Here is a 19,257-nt window from a genome sequence, read left to right as displayed (position 1 = left end):
AGGCACGCCGCCAGCGTTCATCCTGAGCCAGGATCAAACTCTCCGAAGAAATGTTTGACTTGCTCAATTAAAAAATAAAATTTAACGTTGACGTTTGTCGCTTTGTTCAGTTTTCAAAGTTCAACCGTTGCTCTCAAGCAACTTTATTAGTATAACATTCTATCAAATTGATGTCAACATCTTTTTTAGATGTTTCTCTCAACCGCGCTGTTCATCAGCGACATTTAATAATTTACCATATATAATATATAGAGTCAATCGTTTTTCTAAAAAACTTTATAAATAAAAAAGTTAATGAAGTAAACCTTCAGTAAAATGATTGAATAGTCTCTATTACAATAGCTATCTAGCCGTTATGCAGTTTTCTTATCTTACCATAAAAAAAAAGCCCAGTCATTAAACTGAGCTTTTTTATTTAACCTATTCTGCTAAGAACGCGAAATAAAGTATGAAGATGATACAGAGAGCATACATAATGGGATGAACTTCTTTCCCACGTTTGCTGCATAACATTGTAATAGGATAAAAGATAAAACCAACCGCAATGCCTGTTGCAATACTGTATGTTAATGGCATCATAATTACCGTAAAAAATGCAGGAACTGCTACTTCGAACTCTTTCCAATTAATTTCCCCTAAATTTGACACCATCAGAGCTCCTACCGTAATTAAAGCCGGCGCAGTAACAGCTGGTGTCACGACCGCTAACAATGGAGAAAAGAACAGTGCAACTAAGAAAAACGCCGCCGTTACGATTGCAGTAAATCCTGAACGTCCGCCCGCTGCTACTCCAGCCGTAGACTCTACATAAGCTGTTGTTGATGAGGTACCAAGAACAGCACCAACTACAATCGCACTAGAATCTGCCAATAACGCTCTGCCCGCTCGCGGAAGCTTATTATCTTTCATAAGCCCAGCTTGACTTGCTACAGCAACCATCGTACCTGCTGTATCGAAGAAATCAACAAATAAGAAAGTTAAAATGACGACTAGCATCTTTACAGTAAAGATATCACCAATATTTTGAAAAGCTGCCCCAAACGTCGGGTCAAGACTAGGAACTGATGAAACAACTGCTTTAGGTGTATCAATTAAACCAAAAGCCATACCCGCTACAGCCGTTACAATCATACCGATAAATACAGCTGCATTTACTCGAAGCACCATTAATACAATAGTAATGACAATGCCAAAAACCGCAAGTAACGTTGTTGGGTTAGTTAAATCACCCAGTCCAACAAATGTGGCATCATCTTTGACGATGATTCCGGCACCTTTCATACCAATAAAACTAATAAATAAACCAATACCTGCTCCAACAGCCATTTTTAATTCAATAGGAATAGAATTAATAATTTTTTCTCGCAGGCTTGTTAATGTTAAAAGAATAAAAATAACACCTGATATCATAACACCCGTTAAAGCCGTCTGCCATGGAATTCCCATTGTCAGAACAACTGTATAAGCAAAAAATGCGTTTAATCCCATACCTGGAGCTAATGAAATTGGATATCTACCAAGCACTCCCATAACAATTGATCCCAAAGCTGCCGCTAAAGCAGTAGCTGTAAATACAGCCCCTTGGTCCATTCTCATACTGTCAGGCAGATCCTTTACATCACTTAGTGATAGCACAGATGGATTAACAAATAAAATGTAAGCCATAGATAGAAAAGTTGTAAGGCCAGCTATAAACTCTTTTCGATAGCTAGTACCCAGCTCTTCAAAACGAAAATACTTCTTCACGTTTTTTCCTCCCTTTATAGAAGCCGCATGCACTTAGGCAAGCCATAAAAAATGCCTCTACACTAGGCGCGTAAAGGCATAAGATCGACTAAAAGAGAAATGTATGAGCCCAAAAAAACAAAAGATTTTTACACATACATGTATTACTTTCTCGTAGTCAAGCCATTTACGGTAGCTCGGTAGAAACTTTTGGGCCTTATCCCCAAGATTATACGACATTAAAGCTATATCTCGCTGTTTTACGTTACTATCCTACCATTAACTTTTTAAAAAAGTCAACAAAAAACGAACATTCTCATAAAAGAATGTTCGTTTGTTCGGTTTTCTTACATATTATTCCCATTCAATCGTTGCAGGTGGCTTACTTGTAATATCATACACTACGCGGTTAATATGCTTAACTTCGTTTACAATACGCGTTGAGATAACTTCAAGCACATCCCAAGGAATACGCGCCCAGTCAGAAGTCATACCATCAATCGATGTAACAGCACGAATACCGATTGTATAATCATACGTACGAGCATCTCCCATTACACCTACACTGCGGATATCAGGAAGAACCGTAAAGTATTGCCAGATATCGCGTTCTAAGTCAGCTTTTGCAATCTCTTCACGTAAAATAGCATCCGACTCACGTACAATTTCTAACTTCTCTTCCGTAATTGCACCAAGTACACGAATACCTAGACCTGGTCCTGGGAAAGGTTGACGCCAAACGATGTTGTCAGGAATACCTAATTCAGAACCTAATGCACGTACTTCATCTTTGAATAGCGTGTTTAACGGTTCGATTAGTTTGAACTGCATATCTTCCGGTAATCCACCTACGTTGTGGTGAGATTTGATCGTTTGAGCTGTAGCTGTCCCACTCTCGATAATATCTGTGTATAGCGTACCTTGAGCTAGGAAATCAAACCCTTTTAATTTAGCAGCTTCGTCATCGAATACATAAATAAATTCATTACCGATGATTTTACGCTTTTGTTCAGGATCTGATACGCCGTTTAATTTTTCTAAGAAGCGATCTTTTGCATCGATTTTAATTACATTCATATTAAAGCCTTCGCTAAATGTTTCCATTACGCTTTCCGCTTCACCTTTACGTAATAAACCGTGATCTACGAACATACATGTTAACTGATCACCAATTGCTTTGTGAATTAACACAGCTACTACTGAAGAGTCTACTCCACCGCTAAGTGCGCAAAGTACTTTTCTATCTCCAACTGTTTCACGGATTTTATCCATTTCAACTTCAATGAAGTTCTCGATTGACCAGTTTGCTTCAGCATGACATACTTCAAACACGAAGTTCTTTAAGATATGGTTACCGTGCACTGAATGGCGAACTTCTGGATGGAACTGTACTCCGTACATATTCTTATCTTTGCTACTCATTGCGGCAATTGGACAAGATGGGCTAGTTGCGTCCACTTCAAAACCAGCAGGTGTTTCTACAACTAAATCACCGTGACTCATCCAAACAACTTGTTCTTTTGGCAACTCATGGTACATTAATGAATCGTTTTGTACGTTAATCGCTGCTTTACCATATTCACGATGGCTAGCACCTTCTACCTTCCCGCCAAAATGATGAGTCATTAATTGCATTCCATAACAAATACCTAAAACAGGAATACCTAATTCAAAAATGTTTTCATCGCAGTGAAATGCGTTTTCACCGTACACACTGTTTGGGCCTCCAGAGAAAATAATCCCCTTTGGATTTAATGCTTTAATCTCTTCTGCTGTAATTGTGTGCGGATGCAATTCACTATATACTCCGAACTCGCGAATGCGACGCGTAATCAGTTGGTTATATTGACTACCAAAATCTAATACAACAATCATGCCTTCCATCTTGTTCACCTCTCCGAATGTGTAAATAATCACTTGTTATTATGCCCTAAAATATAAAAAAAACTAGACTTCTCCCTCAAAAAACAAAGGCAGAAGTCTAGTTGAGCACGACGTTTATCGTCAAATAGACTGTTCTGCCTTCATAGTCAGATCGTTTAAGGTGACCCGGTAGAGACTCTCGAACCATATTATCGAGGATATATGAAGGTATACGAAACATTTATAGTAAGTTCGAGAATATTCTATCAATCCGCGAAACAATGGTCAAGAACTCGTTTTTTTGATTAAATTTTCCCACAATTCAATCGACTCTTTCCATTCTTTTATGGAATCTGCATTTCGATACAAAACCCGCTCATATTTTTCCGTTAATTTTAGCATATTTACCGTATTTAATTTTTCATCTACTTCTCCTGCAAAGTCGCGCAGCGTTTGACTTTCTTGCCGCTTCAGTCCATTTGCAGCGAGTCTTTTAAGTAAAAAAACATACGCTGATTCAAAGGGTTCCACTCTCTCTTTCTTTTTATAAAAAGAGATATATAAAGGTAAAAACCATTTAAATCGATTGAGATATATTACTATTAACATAACTACCATCAGTCCGCAGAAAAGCACTTTCCACTTCATAGACAGCTTAGCATTTTGAAGAGAAGCTGTTTTTCCTTTCGCTTTTTCTTCTTGTACCGGAAGCTCTTTTTCCTTAGGCTGCTCCTTCACTTGCGTTTCTTGTTTCTCTTCTTCCCTTTGACTATTTTCACTAGAGTTGTTAGGTTGGCTATCTACAAAATCATAAGGATTAGAAAAACTTTTTGTTGGTTCAAAAGGTACCCAACCCGCTCCTGGAAAATAGACTTCGACCCAAGAATGAGCATTATTTTGTGTAATTTCATAGGTTGTCCACTTACTACTTCCTGAAATGACGGTGGCATCACCTTCTGTATAGCCCTTTACCCACCGAGCAGGAATATCTAATGAACGAAGCAGCACGACCATAGAGGTAGAGAAGTTATCACAGTACCCTCTTTTTGTATCAAATAAAAATTGATCCACATAATCTTTACTTTTCGTAGGAATTGGAACATTTTCAGTATCATATACATATGGATTTGATCGGAAGTATTCTTCAACGGCTTTCGCTTTTTCATAACGATTGTTCTTATTTTTTGTTACCTCACGGGCTAAATCCTTTACTCGTTTCGGCAAGTTAGCAGGAAGTTGTGTATACCTTGCTATAAATTCGTTATTATTCTCTAAACTCTCTGCCTTTTTTTCCTCTGCTTGCTGAAGAAGCCCAATATCAAATACAGGATATTTATACGTCATCTCATACGATTGAACAGTAACAAGCTTGTTATTTTGATAAGGATATAATTTTTCATTTGTCGGTGTCACATCGGTTTGAATGCCATTTTTTAAGGTTAGCGACAGCAGTTGAGGAACATGCATAAGATGAACAGAAGGCTGCGAATAGGCAACTTCTGCTTTTCTTACTTGTCCTGCTACACTTGAGTCATATTGAGGCAATAAGTTTTCATTTCCTTTAAAGGGTACTTTTTCTTCCTCTTTAGACAGCCCCCACCCCTTACCTGTATAAACATCCTTCGTTTCAATACGCCAATAGTGCTCATCCTCTACTTTGGCTGTAAACACAACCGTATCATCATTGACAAACGATCCCCCCAATTTAGAATCGTCCATATCATAGCCAATTCGTTGACCGCTTGCAGATTCTCCCTGTCCTTGATTTGTTGTATGCGCCGTGATAAAAGGTACGGGATCTGGCCACTGCGGCCCTGGTTTAGGAGCGAGATAAGCCAGCACAATGACAATAGCTAAAAAGCTGCCTAGAAAAAGAAACGATCGTTTTCTATTTTCTAAACGCTCAGTGCTCGCAGCTTTTATGCGTTCAGGATTTATGCGAAGCATGGCTACTAATAAAAATCCGATAATCGTCACACGAATAATAGCAGCTCCCGCATCGTAAGTAGAAAAGGTATCCAGCACGGTAATATACAAAATGGTTAAGAAGAAAAAGAAGAAAATTCTTTTTTGATAAAAGATCCAATATCGAATTAAATAAGCCATAATCCAAAGCAGCACAAAAAATAAAGTGCTCCTCATTTCAAATGATAAATTCGCTATATTCCACTCCATGATACTTTGTGCATCTGACTGAAGAATCTCCAAAAGTCTCGGAAGCCAGTCTGAAGAAAAAAAGGCTCCTTGGAAATAGAGATTGTGAAGCGAAAACAAAATAAACAATATACTCCCTAACGTCATCCCGATAAACGGCAAGCGAAACGTTAAACACAAAAAACAGTAAGCAACAAACAAGATAAAGTACTGAATTTGATTGGTATCCGTCACTTCATTTAAAGGAAGAAGCCATTCCACTAATAAAAAGAATGCTCCCGCGTACAATAAGATGTTTTTTACATACAAAGCTGATTTATTCACTTATTTCTGCCCTCACTTCCTTTAGATGATAGAGGAAGAGGAATATTAACGACTTCAACCGTTAAAGCAGAAGATTGTATTCCATTTACAATAACCGTCTCTTCGTCACTAAGCCCTGCTCCTTCATCTTTAACGACAATTATTGATGCCTTAGCATGCAGACTTAGCTTAGATTGAATCTGCCCAATGAGAGTCCCTGTAACTTGACTGACAATGACCATAAAAGAATGCTGCTTTTGAATGGCAATACTCTTAAATTCTGTTTCGAATGCTCGATTGTTAATAGGCTGTGCACGCGCTAAGTGATACAACAGGTTATCAGTCTCACTTTGTTCAGAGGCTTTTGATGAAAAAAGTGCATCCCCAGCTAAAAGAAAATCGATTTTTTTACGCTTGGTTTCTTCATGAATGAGCATGGATGCCAGAAAGCTCATTCGTTCTTCAAAGTATAAAGAGCTGATAACATCTGCAATGATAATCATACTCCGTTCATGATAATGACCGAACTCTTTAGAAATCAACGTAGCTTTACGAGCCGTCGCCTTCCAATCAATAGACCCTAATCGGTCACCCGGCTGATATTCTCTAATGCCTGTCACTAACGTAGTAGATTGATTCCCCGTTGAAACTTCATTTTTTCCTTCTTCTATTCCCGCTAAAAGGAACGGGATATCTATTTCATGAGTCTGAGGATACACGATAAATCGCTGCTGCATCGGATAATATGCCTTCTTTTTTACAATTCCTAATAAATCACTCAGTTCAATCGAAATCGTAAAAAGTTCATATTCTCCTCTTTCTACAAATGATCTTTCATACGGAATAACAGCGTTTCGTTGAAAAAGCGGATAAATTGTTCTTTCTTCTTGATCTAAAAGGTTACTCTCCTCTTTCACTGCTGCCATATAAACAGGAAAACCCGAGGAGCGTGTAATATGAATGTCATACGAAAGATGATCTCCAGCGAATCGCGGCTGTAGCTTCACATCACGAGTAACATTCCATTTCTTTAACGGATAAAGCAAAACGGCTACTGCATATAATCCAAAAGGTAAGAAGCTATAAAATAAAAACCAGCTGACAAAACCCCCTTGAAACATGGCGTAAGAAAACGTAGCAGCAAAGATGCAGAATAAAACGAACCAGTCTCTACATTTATTCCATATGACTTTTATATACTGTTTCATAAAGTACCTCTTACCTTTTAACAGGTACTTTCGTATCAGCCATAATTTGCTTCATCACATCACTCGCTGTTAAGCCGCTGTACTGGGTATCAGGTCTTAGCGTTAATCGATGTGCACACACATACGAAGCAAGCTCTTGAACATCATCAGGAAGACAGTAATCTCTTCCCTTCACTAAAGCATATGCTTGAACGGCCTTCATAAATGAAACCGTCCCACGAGGACTAATACCTAACGAAACATGTGGATGAGAGCGCGTTTTGCGAATGATTTCAATGATATAGTGCTTGATCGCATCATCTACATAAATACTGCTTACAGCTTTTTGAGCCTGTACTAATTCTGGAATGCTCATGACGGGTTTGACATCTTCAAGATTGATCTGGGTGGATACGCCATTTAAAATTTGAAGCTCCTCTTCTTGCGTAGGATATCCCATGCTTAATTTGAATAAAAAACGATCCAGCTGCGCTTCCGGCAAATGATAGGTCCCATCAAAATCAACAGGATTTTGAGTAGCCATCACAAAAAAAGGCGCTGGAATTTCCCGGGTGATACCATCGGTTGTTACATGATGCTCAGCCATTGCTTCTAAAAGCGCCGATTGTGTTTTAGGAGAAGTCCTGTTAATCTCATCAGCGAGTACAATATGGCTCATGATAGGACCTGGACGAAAATGAAATTCCATTTCTTTCGGACTGTAGATAGAAACGCCTGTTACGTCGGATGGAAGCAAATCAGGCGTGAATTGAATTCGTTTAAATTCTGCATCAATTGATTTGGCCAGTGCCTTCACGAGCATCGTTTTCCCCACACCCGGCACATCTTCAAGCAAAATATGCCCCTCTGCAAGCAAAGCAACCAAACTCAACGTAGATACCTGACGCTTTCCAATCACAATGTGATCGATGTTTTCTAATACTTGGTTTAATTTATTATTAATATGATCCAGCTGAATCAATAAAGCTCCCCCTTAAAAATCAGTTAAGTCTTGAGTTTAGTATGTTTTTCAATAAACATAGTACTATTTTAACAAATTTTAAAAAAATCTGAAAATATTAATGCACGCAAAAAAGCGACCAAGTGAGTACTTGGTCGCTTTTTCAGAGAGGGCAGTGATTACATCATGCCGCCCATTCCACCCATGCCGCCCATGTCAGGCATTGCAGGTGCTCCGCCTTCTTCTGGCTTGTCAGCAACAACTGCTTCAGTTGTTAAGAACATAGCCGCTACAGAAGAAGCATTTTGAAGAGCTGAACGCGTTACTTTTGTTGGGTCAACGATACCAGTGTCTAGCATGTTTACCCACTCGCCAGTTGCAGCATTAAATCCAGTTCCAACTGCTTCGCCTTTTAGACGCTCAACGATTACTGATCCTTCTAAACCAGCGTTGTGAGCGATTTGACGTACAGGCTCTTCAATCGCACGTAATACGATGTTGATACCTGTAGCAGTGTCACCGTCAGCTTCGATGCTTGCTACTTTATTATAGATATTTACTAATGCAGTACCACCACCAGCTACGATACCTTCTTCAACCGCAGCACGCGTAGAGTTTAATGCATCTTCAATACGTAATTTACGTTCTTTTAACTCAGTTTCAGTTGCCGCACCCACTTTAATTACAGCTACGCCACCAGCAAGTTTTGCTAAGCGCTCTTGTAATTTTTCACGGTCAAACTCTGAAGTTGTTTCTTCAAGCTGAGCTTTGATTTGGTTTACGCGTGCTAGGATGTCTTCTGCGTTTCCTGCACCGTTTACAACCGTTGTATTTTCTTTTGTTACAACAATTTTAGAAGCGCGACCTAATTGATCAATGCTTGCTGTTTTTAGGTCGAGACCAAGCTCTTCAGTGATTACTTCTCCGCCTGTTAAGATCGCAACGTCTTGTAGCATTGCTTTACGACGATCACCGAAACCAGGAGCTTTAACAGCTACAGCTGTGAATGTACCACGAAGTTTGTTCACAACTAATGTTGCTAAAGCTTCGCCTTCTACGTCTTCAGCGATGATTAATAGGGGCTTGCCTTGTTGAACAACTTGCTCTAATACCGGTAAGATTTCTTGAATGTTACCGATTTTTTTGTCTGTGATTAAGATGTATGGATCATCTAATACAGCTTCCATTTTATCTGAATCAGTTACCATGTAAGGAGATGCATATCCACGGTCAAACTGCATACCTTCTACCACTTCTAATTCAGTTGTGAAACCTTTTGATTCTTCAAGTGTGATAACGCCGTCGTTACCAACGCGCTCCATTGCTTCAGCAATTAATTGACCTACTTCTTCGTCAGCTGCTGAGATAGCCGCTACTTGAGCAATTGAATCTTTACCTTGAATTGGTTTAGAGATTGCTTTTAGTTCTTCAACCGCTACAGCTACTGCTTTTTCCATACCTTTACGGATACCCATTGGGTTAGCACCAGCCGTTACGTTTTTAAGACCTTCTCTGATCATTGCTTGCGCTAAAACTGTTGCAGTAGTTGTACCGTCACCAGCGACGTCGTTTGTTTTGCTAGCAACTTCGGCTACTAATTTAGCACCCATATTTTCAAATGCGTCTTCTAATTCGATTTCTTTTGCAATTGTTACACCGTCATTTGTAATAAGCGGTGAACCGAATTTCTTTTCTAATACAACGTTACGACCTTTTGGTCCAAGCGTTACTTTTACAGCATTTGCCAATGTGTCTACACCACGTAGCATTGCGCGACGTGCTTCTTCGCTAAATTTAATGTCTTTTGCCATGTTCTTTGACCTCCTCAAGATTTTCTTAATAATCTATTTTTTACGTATGATAAGTTTGTGGTTAAAATTAGCCGATTACAGCTAAAATATCGCTTTCGCGTAAAATTAAGTATTCAGTACCTTCGTATTTCACTTCAGTACCCGCATATTTTGAGAAGATGATACGATCGCCCGCAGCTACTTCTAAAGCTACACGCTCACCGCTTTCTAATACTCGGCCTGTACCAACAGCAACAATTTTACCCTCTTGTGGTTTTTCTTTTGCACTGTCCGGTAACACGATACCGCTTGCTGTTTTTTCCTCAGATTTTACAAGTTCAATCACTACGCGATCACCTAATGGCTTTAACAAGTGAAACAACCTCCTCAAATAATATGTTTGCATTTTTATTAGCACTCAAGCTCAACGAGTGCTAACACAATTATTATATTAAAACAAAGTGGGTTTTTTTTGCAAGTATTAAACAAAAAAAATTTAAAATTTACGAAAACTACATATAATAGTCTTAGATTTCGACGATTTTGAGAAATAAAGCATTCTTTTCTCTGTTCAATAATATGTATGTTACAATACGAGCAAGAAGAAATTACTGACTTCACAGTACTTCTTCGACATATATACATAAAAACCTTTTAAAGGAGTATAGAAGATTGGAAAAACGTTATTGGTATGTTATCCTCACCTACATCCTTATGCAGTTTTCAGGAGTTGTTGGTATACCGCTGTTAAAATTAACAGGAATGTTTGATCAATATCCAGTTCGAACAGCGACTGTCATGCTTTTGACTTATTGGACCATCATTAGCTTTATCCTTGGTTTACTTATTGTCTTACTGCTGCTGCGCCGTGACATGTCCATGCGTATAGAACATGCGGGAACAACGGTAACTGTGGTCTGGTCAGTCCTTGGGGTGTTCCTGGCTATGGCTGGTCAAGCTGTAGCAGGGATGATTGAGCACGCTCTTGGCATTACCCAAGTATCTGAAAATACACAAAACATTGTTAATCTTGTTAAAGCAACGCCGTTCCTTATTGTCGTTACGTCTGTTATTGGACCAATTCTAGAAGAGATTATTTTTCGAAAGATTATTTTCGGTTCTCTTCACAAACGATATAATTTTTTTATCTCTGCATTTATTAGTTCCCTTATTTTCGCTGCCGTACACTGGGATTTTAAACATTTGCTCGTGTATACAGCCATGGGATTTGTATTTGCATTCCTTTATGCAAGAACAAAACTAATTATTGTACCCATTATTGCTCACGTGTTGATGAATACAATCGTTATTTTATCTCAAACTATTTTTGCAGATAAAATTATAGAAATGCAAAAGCAAGCAGAACAAATGCAGTTTATTTTTGGAGGCATGTTTTTATGAAGAATATCCCTTTAACACGAGGGTTTATTTATATTATTATGGGGATTTTATTCACCTACCTGGCTATTCAAAATGCTCAGGAAACCGTGTGGAACTTCCCTACGATCTTATTTGCACTCGTAGCCGCATTCGATTTCAGATTTGCGGTTCGCATTTTTATCTTGCACTATAAAATTAAAAAGTTGCAGCAGCAATATAAAAATCAAGATGATTCATCTAAATAAAAAAACCACTGTTTCAGTGGTTTTTTTACATACTAACATCTTCTCTTTCTTGCTCTGCCCTTGCCTTTAACACTTTGCGATACGAAATGCGGGAAATAATGATGCTGATTTCATACAAAATTAAGAGCGGCACTGTCACCATCATGTGCGAGAGCAATTCCGGTGGTGTAATCAGTGCGGCAATAACTAGCAGTACGAAATAGGCATACTTTCGAATTTGAGATAAAAACATAGGCGTTATAATTCCTAATCGCGTCAAAAACATGACGACGACAGGAAGCTGAAACAACAGGCCAAAAGGCAGTGTGAGCTGCATTAAAAAAGAAAAGTATTCATTAATGCCAATCACTTGGTTTACATTCAGCTCATCGGAAACCCGCGTCATAAAATCGACGACAAATGGAAACAACACAAAATAAGAAAAAGAGACACCGCCGATAAAGAGAAAAATGGAAACAGGAATATATCCAAGCGTTACCTTACGCTCTTTTTCATATAAACCAGGACTAACAAATGCCCAAAGTTGATACAGTGCAACAGGAGCTGCAAGTACACAGCCGATAATAACAGCAAACTGCATATAAATCTTAACTGGATCTGTTAGCCTAAATGCATTCATCGTTAAATTTTTTGCCTCATCAGCATGCTGTAAATAGACAATAACCTTATCCGCTATAAAAAAGCCGCCAATTGTGGCAATGACAAAGAAAAATAAAACAATTAAAATGCGTTTTCGCAGCTCTCCTATATGATCATATATTGACATTTCTTGTTCGGTCATACTATGATCACCCTTTTACTCTTTGTCATCTACTTGACGCTGTTTATCTTTTTCACGATCTTCTGATGCACCGCTAGCGGCATGCTTAAACTCTCTAAGCGTTTGCCCGACTGATCTTCCTAGCTCCGGTAACCGTTTCGGTCCAAAAATAAGCAGTGCTACAATCGCAATAATAATCCAACTACCTGCTCCAATCCCCATATTTCCACTCTCCTTATTAATTTAGACTTAAGGAAATCGTAACACAGTCCATCTTATTCAACAGGATAATTTTTCAAAAAGTAGACAAGCGACTGTAATTCTACAGCCAGATCAATATGATGCAGTCGAATCTCATCCGGTACGTTTAAGCGTGCAGGAGTGAAGTTTAAAATCCCTTTAATTCCGCAATTCACTAAACGATCGGTAATTTGCTGAGCCACAGTGGCAGGAACGGTTAAAATCGCCACTGAGATATCATCACTCATATAATCTTCCAATTGGTCAAGGTGATAAACCGGCACGTCGCCTACTTTTGTACCGACTTTATCTTCTATCACATCAAAAGCGCACTCAATTTTGGTGTTATTATTTTTAATAAAATTATAATTTAAAAAGGCCGTTCCCAGATTCCCTACGCCAATCAGTGCTACTTTCGTTACTTCATCTTGGTCTAACGTTTTACGGAAAAATGTAAGTAAATAATTTACATTGTAGCCGTATCCCTTTTTCCCTAATGCTCCAAAGTAAGAAAAATCCCGACGAATAGTAGCAGAATCAACTTTCACTGCCTCACTTAACTCCGCTGACGAAACACGCTGTTTACCAGAAGCATGCAAGTTTTTTAAAAAACGATAATAAAGCGGCAATCGTTTAGCCGTTGCTTGTGGTATTTTTAATTGTTCAGTGTTCACGTTGTACCCCCTCAGTTCATGTATGTCATTACTAACATTTTCAAGTCATATTGCATTACCTTTCACAAAGCCTCAACCGCTCCGAGGTAGCGCTTCCAATTCTCTCTCTTTTCTCTTGTTTTATATATACTCCGCTTCATACCCCGACTCCTTTTGGCTATCCAGCACTACTTAAAGTCGGTAGTTAGAACGAAGCAATTAGCCCTTCAAAGGATCCGTTTGTTAGTCATGACGGGTTTTCTACATCCATCATATATAAGTTCAGAGATGCACTTATCTCTTATTTTAACATAGTATCCTGTATAAAATGTGCAGGTAAAATCATTTTATTTCATGAATCAAAACATTCGCTTCATCATTTGTCCTTGTCCCTCTACAAATTACAAACGCTTGTAGGAAGAACTTGTAGTTGAAAATATGTTAAAATACACTATGGATATACTACTAGAGGTGAAAAAATGATTATTCTACAATTGAACGGTATTACAAAATACTATGGGGCAGAACCCATTTTATCGAATATAAAGTTAGAAGTACAATCAAAAGACCGCATTGCCCTAGTGGGACGAAACGGTGCTGGTAAATCAACTTTATTAAAAATTATTGCTGAGCAGCTTTCTTATGACAGCGGAGAAATTATTAAACCTAAAGGTGTTTCCATTGATTATATGGGACAAGATACAGTTCTTGAGTCAACACTCTCCATATGGGAAGAAATGATGACGGTCTTTGCTCCATTAAAGAAGATGGAAAAAGAATTACGTACGCTTGAAACGAAGATGGGCGATCCAGACATTTTTAATGATTCAGTTCAATACGAAAAACTAACCAAAGAGTACGATCAGCTTCAAGTAACGTTCAAAGATTTAGGCGGCTATCAATATGAAGCGGATACACGATCTATTCTTCACGGTTTCCGTTTTTCAAACTTTGACTATAGCACCCCTATTTCCTCCTTGAGCGGTGGACAAAAAACGCGCTTGGCTCTTGCAAAACTGCTTTTAACAAAGCCAGACTTGCTTATTCTGGATGAGCCTACCAACCACTTAGATATTGAAACTTTAGCATGGCTGGAACAGTTTCTGCAAGGGTATGAAGGAGCTATTTTAATTGTTTCACACGATCGTTACTTCCTTGATAAAGTCGTAAATCAAGTGTATGAAGTCACAAAAAAAACAACGGTCAAGTACACGGGCAACTACTCTAAATACCTTGTACAAAAAGCAGAGCGATATGAAAAAGAGTTGCGTCAGTACGAAAAGCAGCAAGATGAAGTCGCAAAACTGAATGATTTTATTCAGCGAAATATCGCCCGCGCATCGACTACAAAACGTGCGCAAAGCAGACGGAAACAGCTCGATCGAATGGAGTTAATAAATCGACCTAACGAAGGCGAAAAATCAGCTAGTTTTTCGTTTGAAATTGAGCGTCAAAGCGGAAATGAAGTCTTAAATCTCGAAAACGTGTCTATCGGATATGATGAACACAAATACGTCGTTCAAGAGGCAAACCTTCGGATTAAAAAAGGTGAAAGCCTTGCATTGGTTGGCCCTAATGGAGTTGGGAAATCTACGTTATTAAAAGGTATTGTGGATAAACTAAGCTTCAAGACTGGAACCATTTCTTTTGGCTCAAACGTAATGGCTGGTTATTACGACCAAGAGCAAGCTAATTTAACTTCTAATAAAACCGTTTTAAATGAGCTTTGGGATGACTACCCATCCAAACCTGAAAAAGAAATTCGTACAGTGCTTGGAAATTTTCTGTTTTCAGGTGATGATGTACTGAAAATCGTTTCGACGCTTAGCGGTGGTGAAAAAGCACGTTTGGCTCTTTCGAAGCTTATGCTTCAAAAAGCTAATTTTTTAATTTTAGATGAACCTACTAACCATCTTGATTTAGATAGCAAACAAGTACTCGAGAATGCATTAATTGATTACCCAGGGACTCTATTATTTGTTTCACATGACCGTTATTTTATTAATCGTATTGCAAACAAAATAGCAGAGCTATCTCCTGAAGGGGTAGAAGAATTTCTTGGAGATTATGACTATTATGTAGAAAAGAAAGCAGAAATAGAGGAAATCAAAGAATTAGAAAATATAAAAGCAAACGAAGAACGTACGGTAAAATTAGATAAACAGTCCTATAAACAAGATAAAGAACAAAAGAAATTGATGAGGCAGCGAACGCGCCGAATTGAAGAAATTGAAACTGAAGTAAACAAATTAGAAGCCGCACAAGCGGAGAATGAAGAACTTCTTTGTGATCCTGAAATTTATCAAAACCACGAAGAAGTATCAAGATTGAACGGTGAAAATGAAAAAATTTCTTCACAGTTATCCACATTAATGGAAGAGTGGGAAGAATTACAGCTGCTTCTAGAAGAATAGCCTGTATTTTTTCGTATTTATTCACCCTATTTACTTGTTCGTGCCCTTTAGAACAAGCTTTATCCACTATGTGAATAAATAGTGGATATCTGTCTGATTTTCATAATTAAAACTTGTTGATAACATGTCCGTGTACTGAGCGCACGGACTTTTCCACATAATTATCCACAGGCAATTCTAAATTTATTGAATATTGTTGATAAATTATTTTTACCCACAAAAAAGACGAATGAGAAATAAATCTCATTCGTCTCTTACTCTTCCAAGTCTAAACCGGGGTTTGCGTTTAATGACATATCTGAGCGTTTTCCTTGAGCAAATCGTACACTTGCCGCTGCTCCAATCATTGCGGCATTATCCGTGCATAGAGACAGCGGCGGGATAATAAGCTCAATGTTTGATAATGGTACAAATGCCTCTTCTAGCGCTGCTCTAAGTCCTTTATTAGCAGCAACTCCTCCTGCTACTAACACTTGCTTAACGTTATATTCCTTTGCAGCTTTAACCGTTTTAGTTACTAACACATCAATAACACTCGCTTGAAAGCTAGCAGCAAGCGTTTGTGGAAGAATTTCTTCACCTTTTTGCTTCGCGTTGTGGACAGTGTTAATAACTGCTGATTTTAACCCACTGAAACTAAAATCATAGGATCCTTCTTCTAGCCAAGCACGCGGCAAATCAATTAATGGCTCTCCTTCATGTGCAAGGCGGTCAATATGCGGTCCACCTGGATATGGAAGGTTTAACGTGCGGGCTACTTTATCGTAGGCTTCTCCTGCTGCATCATCTCTCGTTTCACCAATCACTTTAAACTGACCGTGACTTTCCATGTATACAAGCTCCGTATGCCCTCCAGATACAACTAGCGATAAAAGCGGGAATTCTAATTTTTTGATTAACTGATTTGCATAAATATGTCCTGCAATATGATGAACACCAATTAATGGCTTTTGATGCGCAAATGCTAGCGCTTTGGCTGCATTTACGCCAATAAGAAGTGCTCCCACAAGCCCAGGTCCTTCCGTTACAGCTATTGCATCAATATCTGCAAACGTCAAGTTCGCTTGATTTAAAGTTTCTTCAACTACTACCGTAATTTGTTCCACATGATGACGAGATGCAATCTCCGGTACGACACCGCCAAATCGTTTATGGCTTTCTATTTGTGATGCCACCACATTGGCTACAATTTCATGACCGTTTCGAATCACGGCCGCTGCTGTCTCATCACAGCTTGTTTCTAATGCTAAAATTAATTGATTTTCACTCATAAATTCACCCACATAACTAATGCATCCTCATTGTTATCAGAATAATAATTCTTACGAATACCTCCAGGTTTAAAACCTAGCTTTTGATACAATGATTGTGCAATATGATTAGATACCCTAACTTCTAATGTCATTGACGCAGCACCTAGTTTTCGAAGAACGTCCATCACGTTGCGCAGCAGCAATTCACCGAGTCCCTTACCTCGGTAGTCTGGCAATAGGGCAATGTTGGTTACATGTGCTTCGTCAATAACAATCCACGTTCCGCAATACCCAATAATATTTTCTCCTTCTTCCATCACAATGTAAGTTGAAAATTGATTATTGGTTAACTCATTTTGAAACGCTTCTGAACTCCAAGGTGTCGTAAAAGACTTCTCTTCGATTTTCACTACTTGATCAATATCTTTAACTTCCATTAAGCGAAACTTAATTGTTAGTTTCATGTTTATACCTTCTTTTATCCTTTTTGCTGTGAAGCAAGCCAGTTGGCTTCCGCTTCAGCTAAACGAATGTAGTTCGGAACAAAAGTATGCACAGACTGCGGCTCTTTCTTTATTCCTAAGAAAGCCAATTCACTTGGTCTTGGATTAAACTGCTGAACATGGGCAAATACAGCTTGTTCACCCAGCACTTCTTTTAACGTCTCTTCATGCATAGGAAGATCATTGCCTATGAATAAAATAGGTTTGTTGTATGACTTTAAATGTTCCGCCCAGTCCTTATTAATAACAAGTCGATCACTTTCAACTTCTAGAAGACTTCGTTCGTTATTCCATTCATATAGTCCTGTATAAAGCTGTTGACGGCGCGCATCAAATAACGGAGCAATATACCCATCAAAATAGCGACCGTTTGCTGCTAGTGCCTCAAGGCTAGATACACCTATTAAAGGAATATTTAAAGTCCAAGCAAGTGTCTTGGCAATGGTAACGCCAATGCGTACACCTGTATAAGACCCAGGACCGTGCGCCACTACAACGCGGTCTAGCTCGCTTGGCGCAATATCACAGTCCTTTAACAAAGATTCCACAGCGTTCATCACACGAACGGAGTGATTCTTTTTTAGATTCGTAATAATTTCTCCAATTACTTTGTTTTCTTCAACGACAGCAACACCCATGACAAAATTGGATGTATCAATGGCTAACATTTTCATCTTTTAAAAAGCTCCTTACATATTTCAACGTACCGACTCCCTATCGCTTTTACAAGGATTTTACGAGTCGTTTCGTTTTCATGGTAAATATTGATTTGAATATATTCATTAGGAAGCTGCTCTTCAATCAGATGAGCCCACTCCACGACCGTCACGCCATCTCCTTCAAAATACTCATCGAACCCTAGGTCTTCAAATTCATCCCCTAGACGGTATACATCCATATGATAAAGAGGAAGGCGACCGCTTTTGTATTCTTTAATGATCGTAAATGTCGGGCTATTCACATTGCGTTCAATTCCTAATCCTTTAGCTAAACTTTTTGTGAATGTTGTCTTTCCAGCTCCCAAATCGCCTTCAAGCAGCAGCACGTCACCAGCTTCTAATAAAGTTGCTAGACGAGCAGCCAGCTGATTAGTTTCATCAGGAGACGTAGACATAAACGTAAATTCGTTAATCTCTGTCATTCATTCAGAACCTCACTTCAACCTGTATATATATATTGTAAACGTTGTGGACTATACATATCCAGTAAGAAATCCAACAATCTTTAACATAGCAATTCTATAAGGAAATTTCTTTGTATATAAAAAATTCCTTAGGATTGCTCCTAAGGACGGTAAAGTTTTATATAAAAATGGTTCAAACAATAAAAAAGACGAAACACATTGTTTCGTTTCTAAAACATGGCGGTCCCGACGGGAATCGAACCCGCGATCTCCTGCGTGACAGGCAGGCATGTTAACCGCTACACCACGGGACCATGTTGGTTGCGGGGACAGGATTTGAACCTGCGACCTTCGGGTTATGAGCCCGACGAGCTACCGAACTGCTCCACCCCGCGATGATAAAAAAGCAAAATAAAAATGCCTAGCGATGTCCTACTCTCACAGGGACAAAGTCCCAACTACCATCGGCGCTAAAGAGCTTAACTTCCGTGTTCGGTATGGGAACGGGTGTGACCTCTTTGCCATTATCACTAGACATTTATATGAGATTGTTCTCTCAAAACTAGGTAACAGTTTGCTGAGTAAAGCTTACGCTTTTAAAAGTTTGGTTAAGTCCTCGATCGATTAGTATCAGTCAGCTACACATGTCGCCACGCTTCCACCTCTGACCTATCAACCTGATCATCTTTCAGGGATCTTACTA

Annotated in this window: 17 protein-coding genes, 2 tRNA genes, 2 rRNA genes and 2 riboswitches; of the genes, 3 read left to right on the top strand and 18 right to left on the bottom strand. The window is 38.8% G+C overall.

Annotated elements, in window-relative coordinates; genetic code table 11:
• Positions 1–420: 420 nt before the first annotated feature.
• From AC0C45_RS29375 to groES, 7 genes are all read right to left on the bottom strand, one after another.
• Positions 421–1,746, bottom strand: a complete 1,326-nt coding sequence (locus AC0C45_RS29375; RefSeq protein WP_013055032.1) for an NCS2 family permease — start codon at positions 1,744–1,746, stop codon at positions 421–423.
• A gap of 134 nt (positions 1,747–1,880) precedes the next feature.
• A riboswitch (purine riboswitch) is annotated at positions 1,881–1,982 on the bottom strand.
• A 97-nt stretch (positions 1,983–2,079) separates the two neighbouring features.
• A complete protein-coding gene (gene guaA / locus AC0C45_RS29370; protein WP_013081436.1) occupies positions 2,080–3,609 on the bottom strand; it encodes a glutamine-hydrolyzing GMP synthase in 1,530 nt (509 codons plus the stop codon).
• 123 nt (positions 3,610–3,732) lie between these two features.
• A riboswitch (purine riboswitch) is annotated at positions 3,733–3,834 on the bottom strand.
• A gap of 39 nt (positions 3,835–3,873) precedes the next feature.
• Positions 3,874–6,066 carry a transglutaminase TgpA family protein gene (locus AC0C45_RS29365; RefSeq protein WP_237893297.1) on the bottom strand — a complete coding sequence of 731 codons (2,193 nt, stop codon included), beginning with the start codon at positions 6,064–6,066 and terminating at the stop codon, positions 3,874–3,876.
• A complete protein-coding gene (locus AC0C45_RS29360) occupies positions 6,063–7,253 on the bottom strand; it encodes a DUF58 domain-containing protein (protein WP_171777777.1) in 1,191 nt (396 codons plus the stop codon). The genes AC0C45_RS29365 and AC0C45_RS29360 overlap by 4 nt, the downstream gene beginning before the upstream one ends.
• Before the next feature lie 10 nt (positions 7,254–7,263).
• On the bottom strand, positions 7,264–8,214 hold the full coding sequence (locus AC0C45_RS29355) for an AAA family ATPase (RefSeq protein WP_237893295.1): 951 nt from the start codon (positions 8,212–8,214) through the stop codon (positions 7,264–7,266).
• 158 nt (positions 8,215–8,372) lie between these two features.
• A complete protein-coding gene (gene groL / locus AC0C45_RS29350; protein WP_013081432.1) occupies positions 8,373–10,004 on the bottom strand; it encodes a chaperonin GroEL in 1,632 nt (543 codons plus the stop codon).
• Between the two features lie 67 nt (positions 10,005–10,071).
• Entirely contained in the window at positions 10,072–10,356 is a 285-nt protein-coding gene (gene groES / locus AC0C45_RS29345; protein WP_013055026.1) for a co-chaperone GroES, read from the bottom strand.
• A gap of 299 nt (positions 10,357–10,655) precedes the next feature.
• Between groES and AC0C45_RS29340 the strand changes: the two genes are divergently transcribed.
• Complete coding sequence (locus tag AC0C45_RS29340; RefSeq protein WP_034654821.1) at positions 10,656–11,384, top strand: CPBP family intramembrane glutamic endopeptidase; 729 nt, start codon at positions 10,656–10,658, stop codon at positions 11,382–11,384.
• Positions 11,381–11,608 (top strand): YdiK family protein, encoded by a 228-nt coding sequence (locus AC0C45_RS29335; RefSeq protein WP_013055024.1) that lies wholly within the window; start codon positions 11,381–11,383, stop codon positions 11,606–11,608. Before AC0C45_RS29340 ends, AC0C45_RS29335 begins: the two co-directional genes overlap by 4 nt.
• A 25-nt stretch (positions 11,609–11,633) precedes the next feature.
• Here the strand turns inward: AC0C45_RS29335 and tatC are convergent, their stop codons facing one another.
• Genes tatC through AC0C45_RS29320 form a run of 3 tightly spaced genes read right to left on the bottom strand, consistent with a single transcriptional unit; the run spans position 11,634 to position 13,282 of the window.
• Positions 11,634–12,389, bottom strand: coding sequence for a twin-arginine translocase subunit TatC (gene tatC, locus AC0C45_RS29330; protein ID WP_013081431.1), 756 nt, complete (start codon positions 12,387–12,389; stop codon positions 11,634–11,636).
• Between the two features lie 15 nt (positions 12,390–12,404).
• Positions 12,405–12,590, bottom strand: coding sequence for a twin-arginine translocase TatA/TatE family subunit (tatA, locus tag AC0C45_RS29325; RefSeq protein WP_013055022.1), 186 nt, complete (start codon positions 12,588–12,590; stop codon positions 12,405–12,407).
• A gap of 53 nt (positions 12,591–12,643) precedes the next feature.
• Entirely contained in the window at positions 12,644–13,282 is a 639-nt protein-coding gene (locus tag AC0C45_RS29320) for a redox-sensing transcriptional repressor Rex (protein WP_013055021.1), read from the bottom strand.
• Positions 13,283–13,740: 458 nt separating this feature from the next.
• Here AC0C45_RS29320 and AC0C45_RS29315 point away from each other — a divergent pair, with 458 nt between their 5' ends.
• Complete coding sequence (locus tag AC0C45_RS29315) at positions 13,741–15,675, top strand: ABC-F family ATP-binding cassette domain-containing protein (RefSeq protein WP_472929279.1); 1,935 nt, start codon at positions 13,741–13,743, stop codon at positions 15,673–15,675.
• A 254-nt stretch (positions 15,676–15,929) separates the two neighbouring features.
• Here AC0C45_RS29315 and tsaD read toward each other — a convergent pair whose 3' ends face one another.
• The 8 genes from tsaD to AC0C45_RS29275 all read right to left on the bottom strand — a co-directional run.
• Positions 15,930–16,946, bottom strand: a complete 1,017-nt coding sequence (tsaD, locus tag AC0C45_RS29310) for a tRNA (adenosine(37)-N6)-threonylcarbamoyltransferase complex transferase subunit TsaD (RefSeq protein ID WP_026106485.1) — start codon at positions 16,944–16,946, stop codon at positions 15,930–15,932.
• Positions 16,943–17,392 carry a ribosomal protein S18-alanine N-acetyltransferase gene (gene rimI, locus AC0C45_RS29305; protein WP_034654811.1) on the bottom strand — a complete coding sequence of 150 codons (450 nt, stop codon included), beginning with the start codon at positions 17,390–17,392 and terminating at the stop codon, positions 16,943–16,945. The genes tsaD and rimI overlap by 4 nt, the downstream gene beginning before the upstream one ends.
• 14 nt (positions 17,393–17,406) lie before the next feature.
• Entirely contained in the window at positions 17,407–18,105 is a 699-nt protein-coding gene (gene tsaB / locus AC0C45_RS29300; protein WP_013081427.1) for a tRNA (adenosine(37)-N6)-threonylcarbamoyltransferase complex dimerization subunit type 1 TsaB, read from the bottom strand.
• Positions 18,102–18,572, bottom strand: a complete 471-nt coding sequence (gene tsaE, locus AC0C45_RS29295) for a tRNA (adenosine(37)-N6)-threonylcarbamoyltransferase complex ATPase subunit type 1 TsaE (RefSeq protein WP_013081426.1) — start codon at positions 18,570–18,572, stop codon at positions 18,102–18,104. The genes tsaB and tsaE overlap by 4 nt, the downstream gene beginning before the upstream one ends.
• 220 nt (positions 18,573–18,792) lie before the next feature.
• A tRNA-Asp gene (locus AC0C45_RS29290) sits at positions 18,793–18,868 on the bottom strand.
• A gap of 4 nt (positions 18,869–18,872) precedes the next feature.
• Positions 18,873–18,949: transfer RNA gene (locus tag AC0C45_RS29285), tRNA-Met, on the bottom strand.
• A 24-nt stretch (positions 18,950–18,973) separates the two neighbouring features.
• Positions 18,974–19,089 (bottom strand): 5S ribosomal RNA (rrf, locus tag AC0C45_RS29280).
• A gap of 69 nt (positions 19,090–19,158) precedes the next feature.
• Positions 19,159–19,257 (bottom strand): 23S ribosomal RNA (locus AC0C45_RS29275); the annotation flags it as partial.

It is taken from the genome of Priestia sp. VA7 (assembly GCF_055710015.1).
Note: the sequence above shows the minus strand (reverse complement) of the source record. Positions and strands in the feature narration are given on the sequence as shown.

Coding starts and splice junctions, on each gene's coding strand:
- guaA (WP_013081436.1), bottom strand. CDS start 3,609: ATGGAAGGCATGATTGTTGTATTAGATTTTGGTAGTCAATATAACCAA.
- AC0C45_RS29360 (WP_171777777.1), bottom strand. CDS start 7,253: ATGAAACAGTATATAAAAGTCATATGGAATAAATGTAGAGACTGGTTC.
- groL (WP_013081432.1), bottom strand. CDS start 10,004: ATGGCAAAAGACATTAAATTTAGCGAAGAAGCACGTCGCGCAATGCTA.
- AC0C45_RS29335 (WP_013055024.1), top strand. CDS start 11,381: ATGAAGAATATCCCTTTAACACGAGGGTTTATTTATATTATTATGGGG.
- tatC (WP_013081431.1), bottom strand. CDS start 12,389: ATGACCGAACAAGAAATGTCAATATATGATCATATAGGAGAGCTGCGA.
- tatA (WP_013055022.1), bottom strand. CDS start 12,590: ATGGGGATTGGAGCAGGTAGTTGGATTATTATTGCGATTGTAGCACTG.
- AC0C45_RS29315 (WP_472929279.1), top strand. CDS start 13,741: ATGATTATTCTACAATTGAACGGTATTACAAAATACTATGGGGCAGAA.
- tsaD (WP_026106485.1), bottom strand. CDS start 16,946: ATGAGTGAAAATCAATTAATTTTAGCATTAGAAACAAGCTGTGATGAG.
- rimI (WP_034654811.1), bottom strand. CDS start 17,392: ATGAAACTAACAATTAAGTTTCGCTTAATGGAAGTTAAAGATATTGAT.
- tsaB (WP_013081427.1), bottom strand. CDS start 18,105: ATGAAAATGTTAGCCATTGATACATCCAATTTTGTCATGGGTGTTGCT.
- tsaE (WP_013081426.1), bottom strand. CDS start 18,572: ATGACAGAGATTAACGAATTTACGTTTATGTCTACGTCTCCTGATGAA.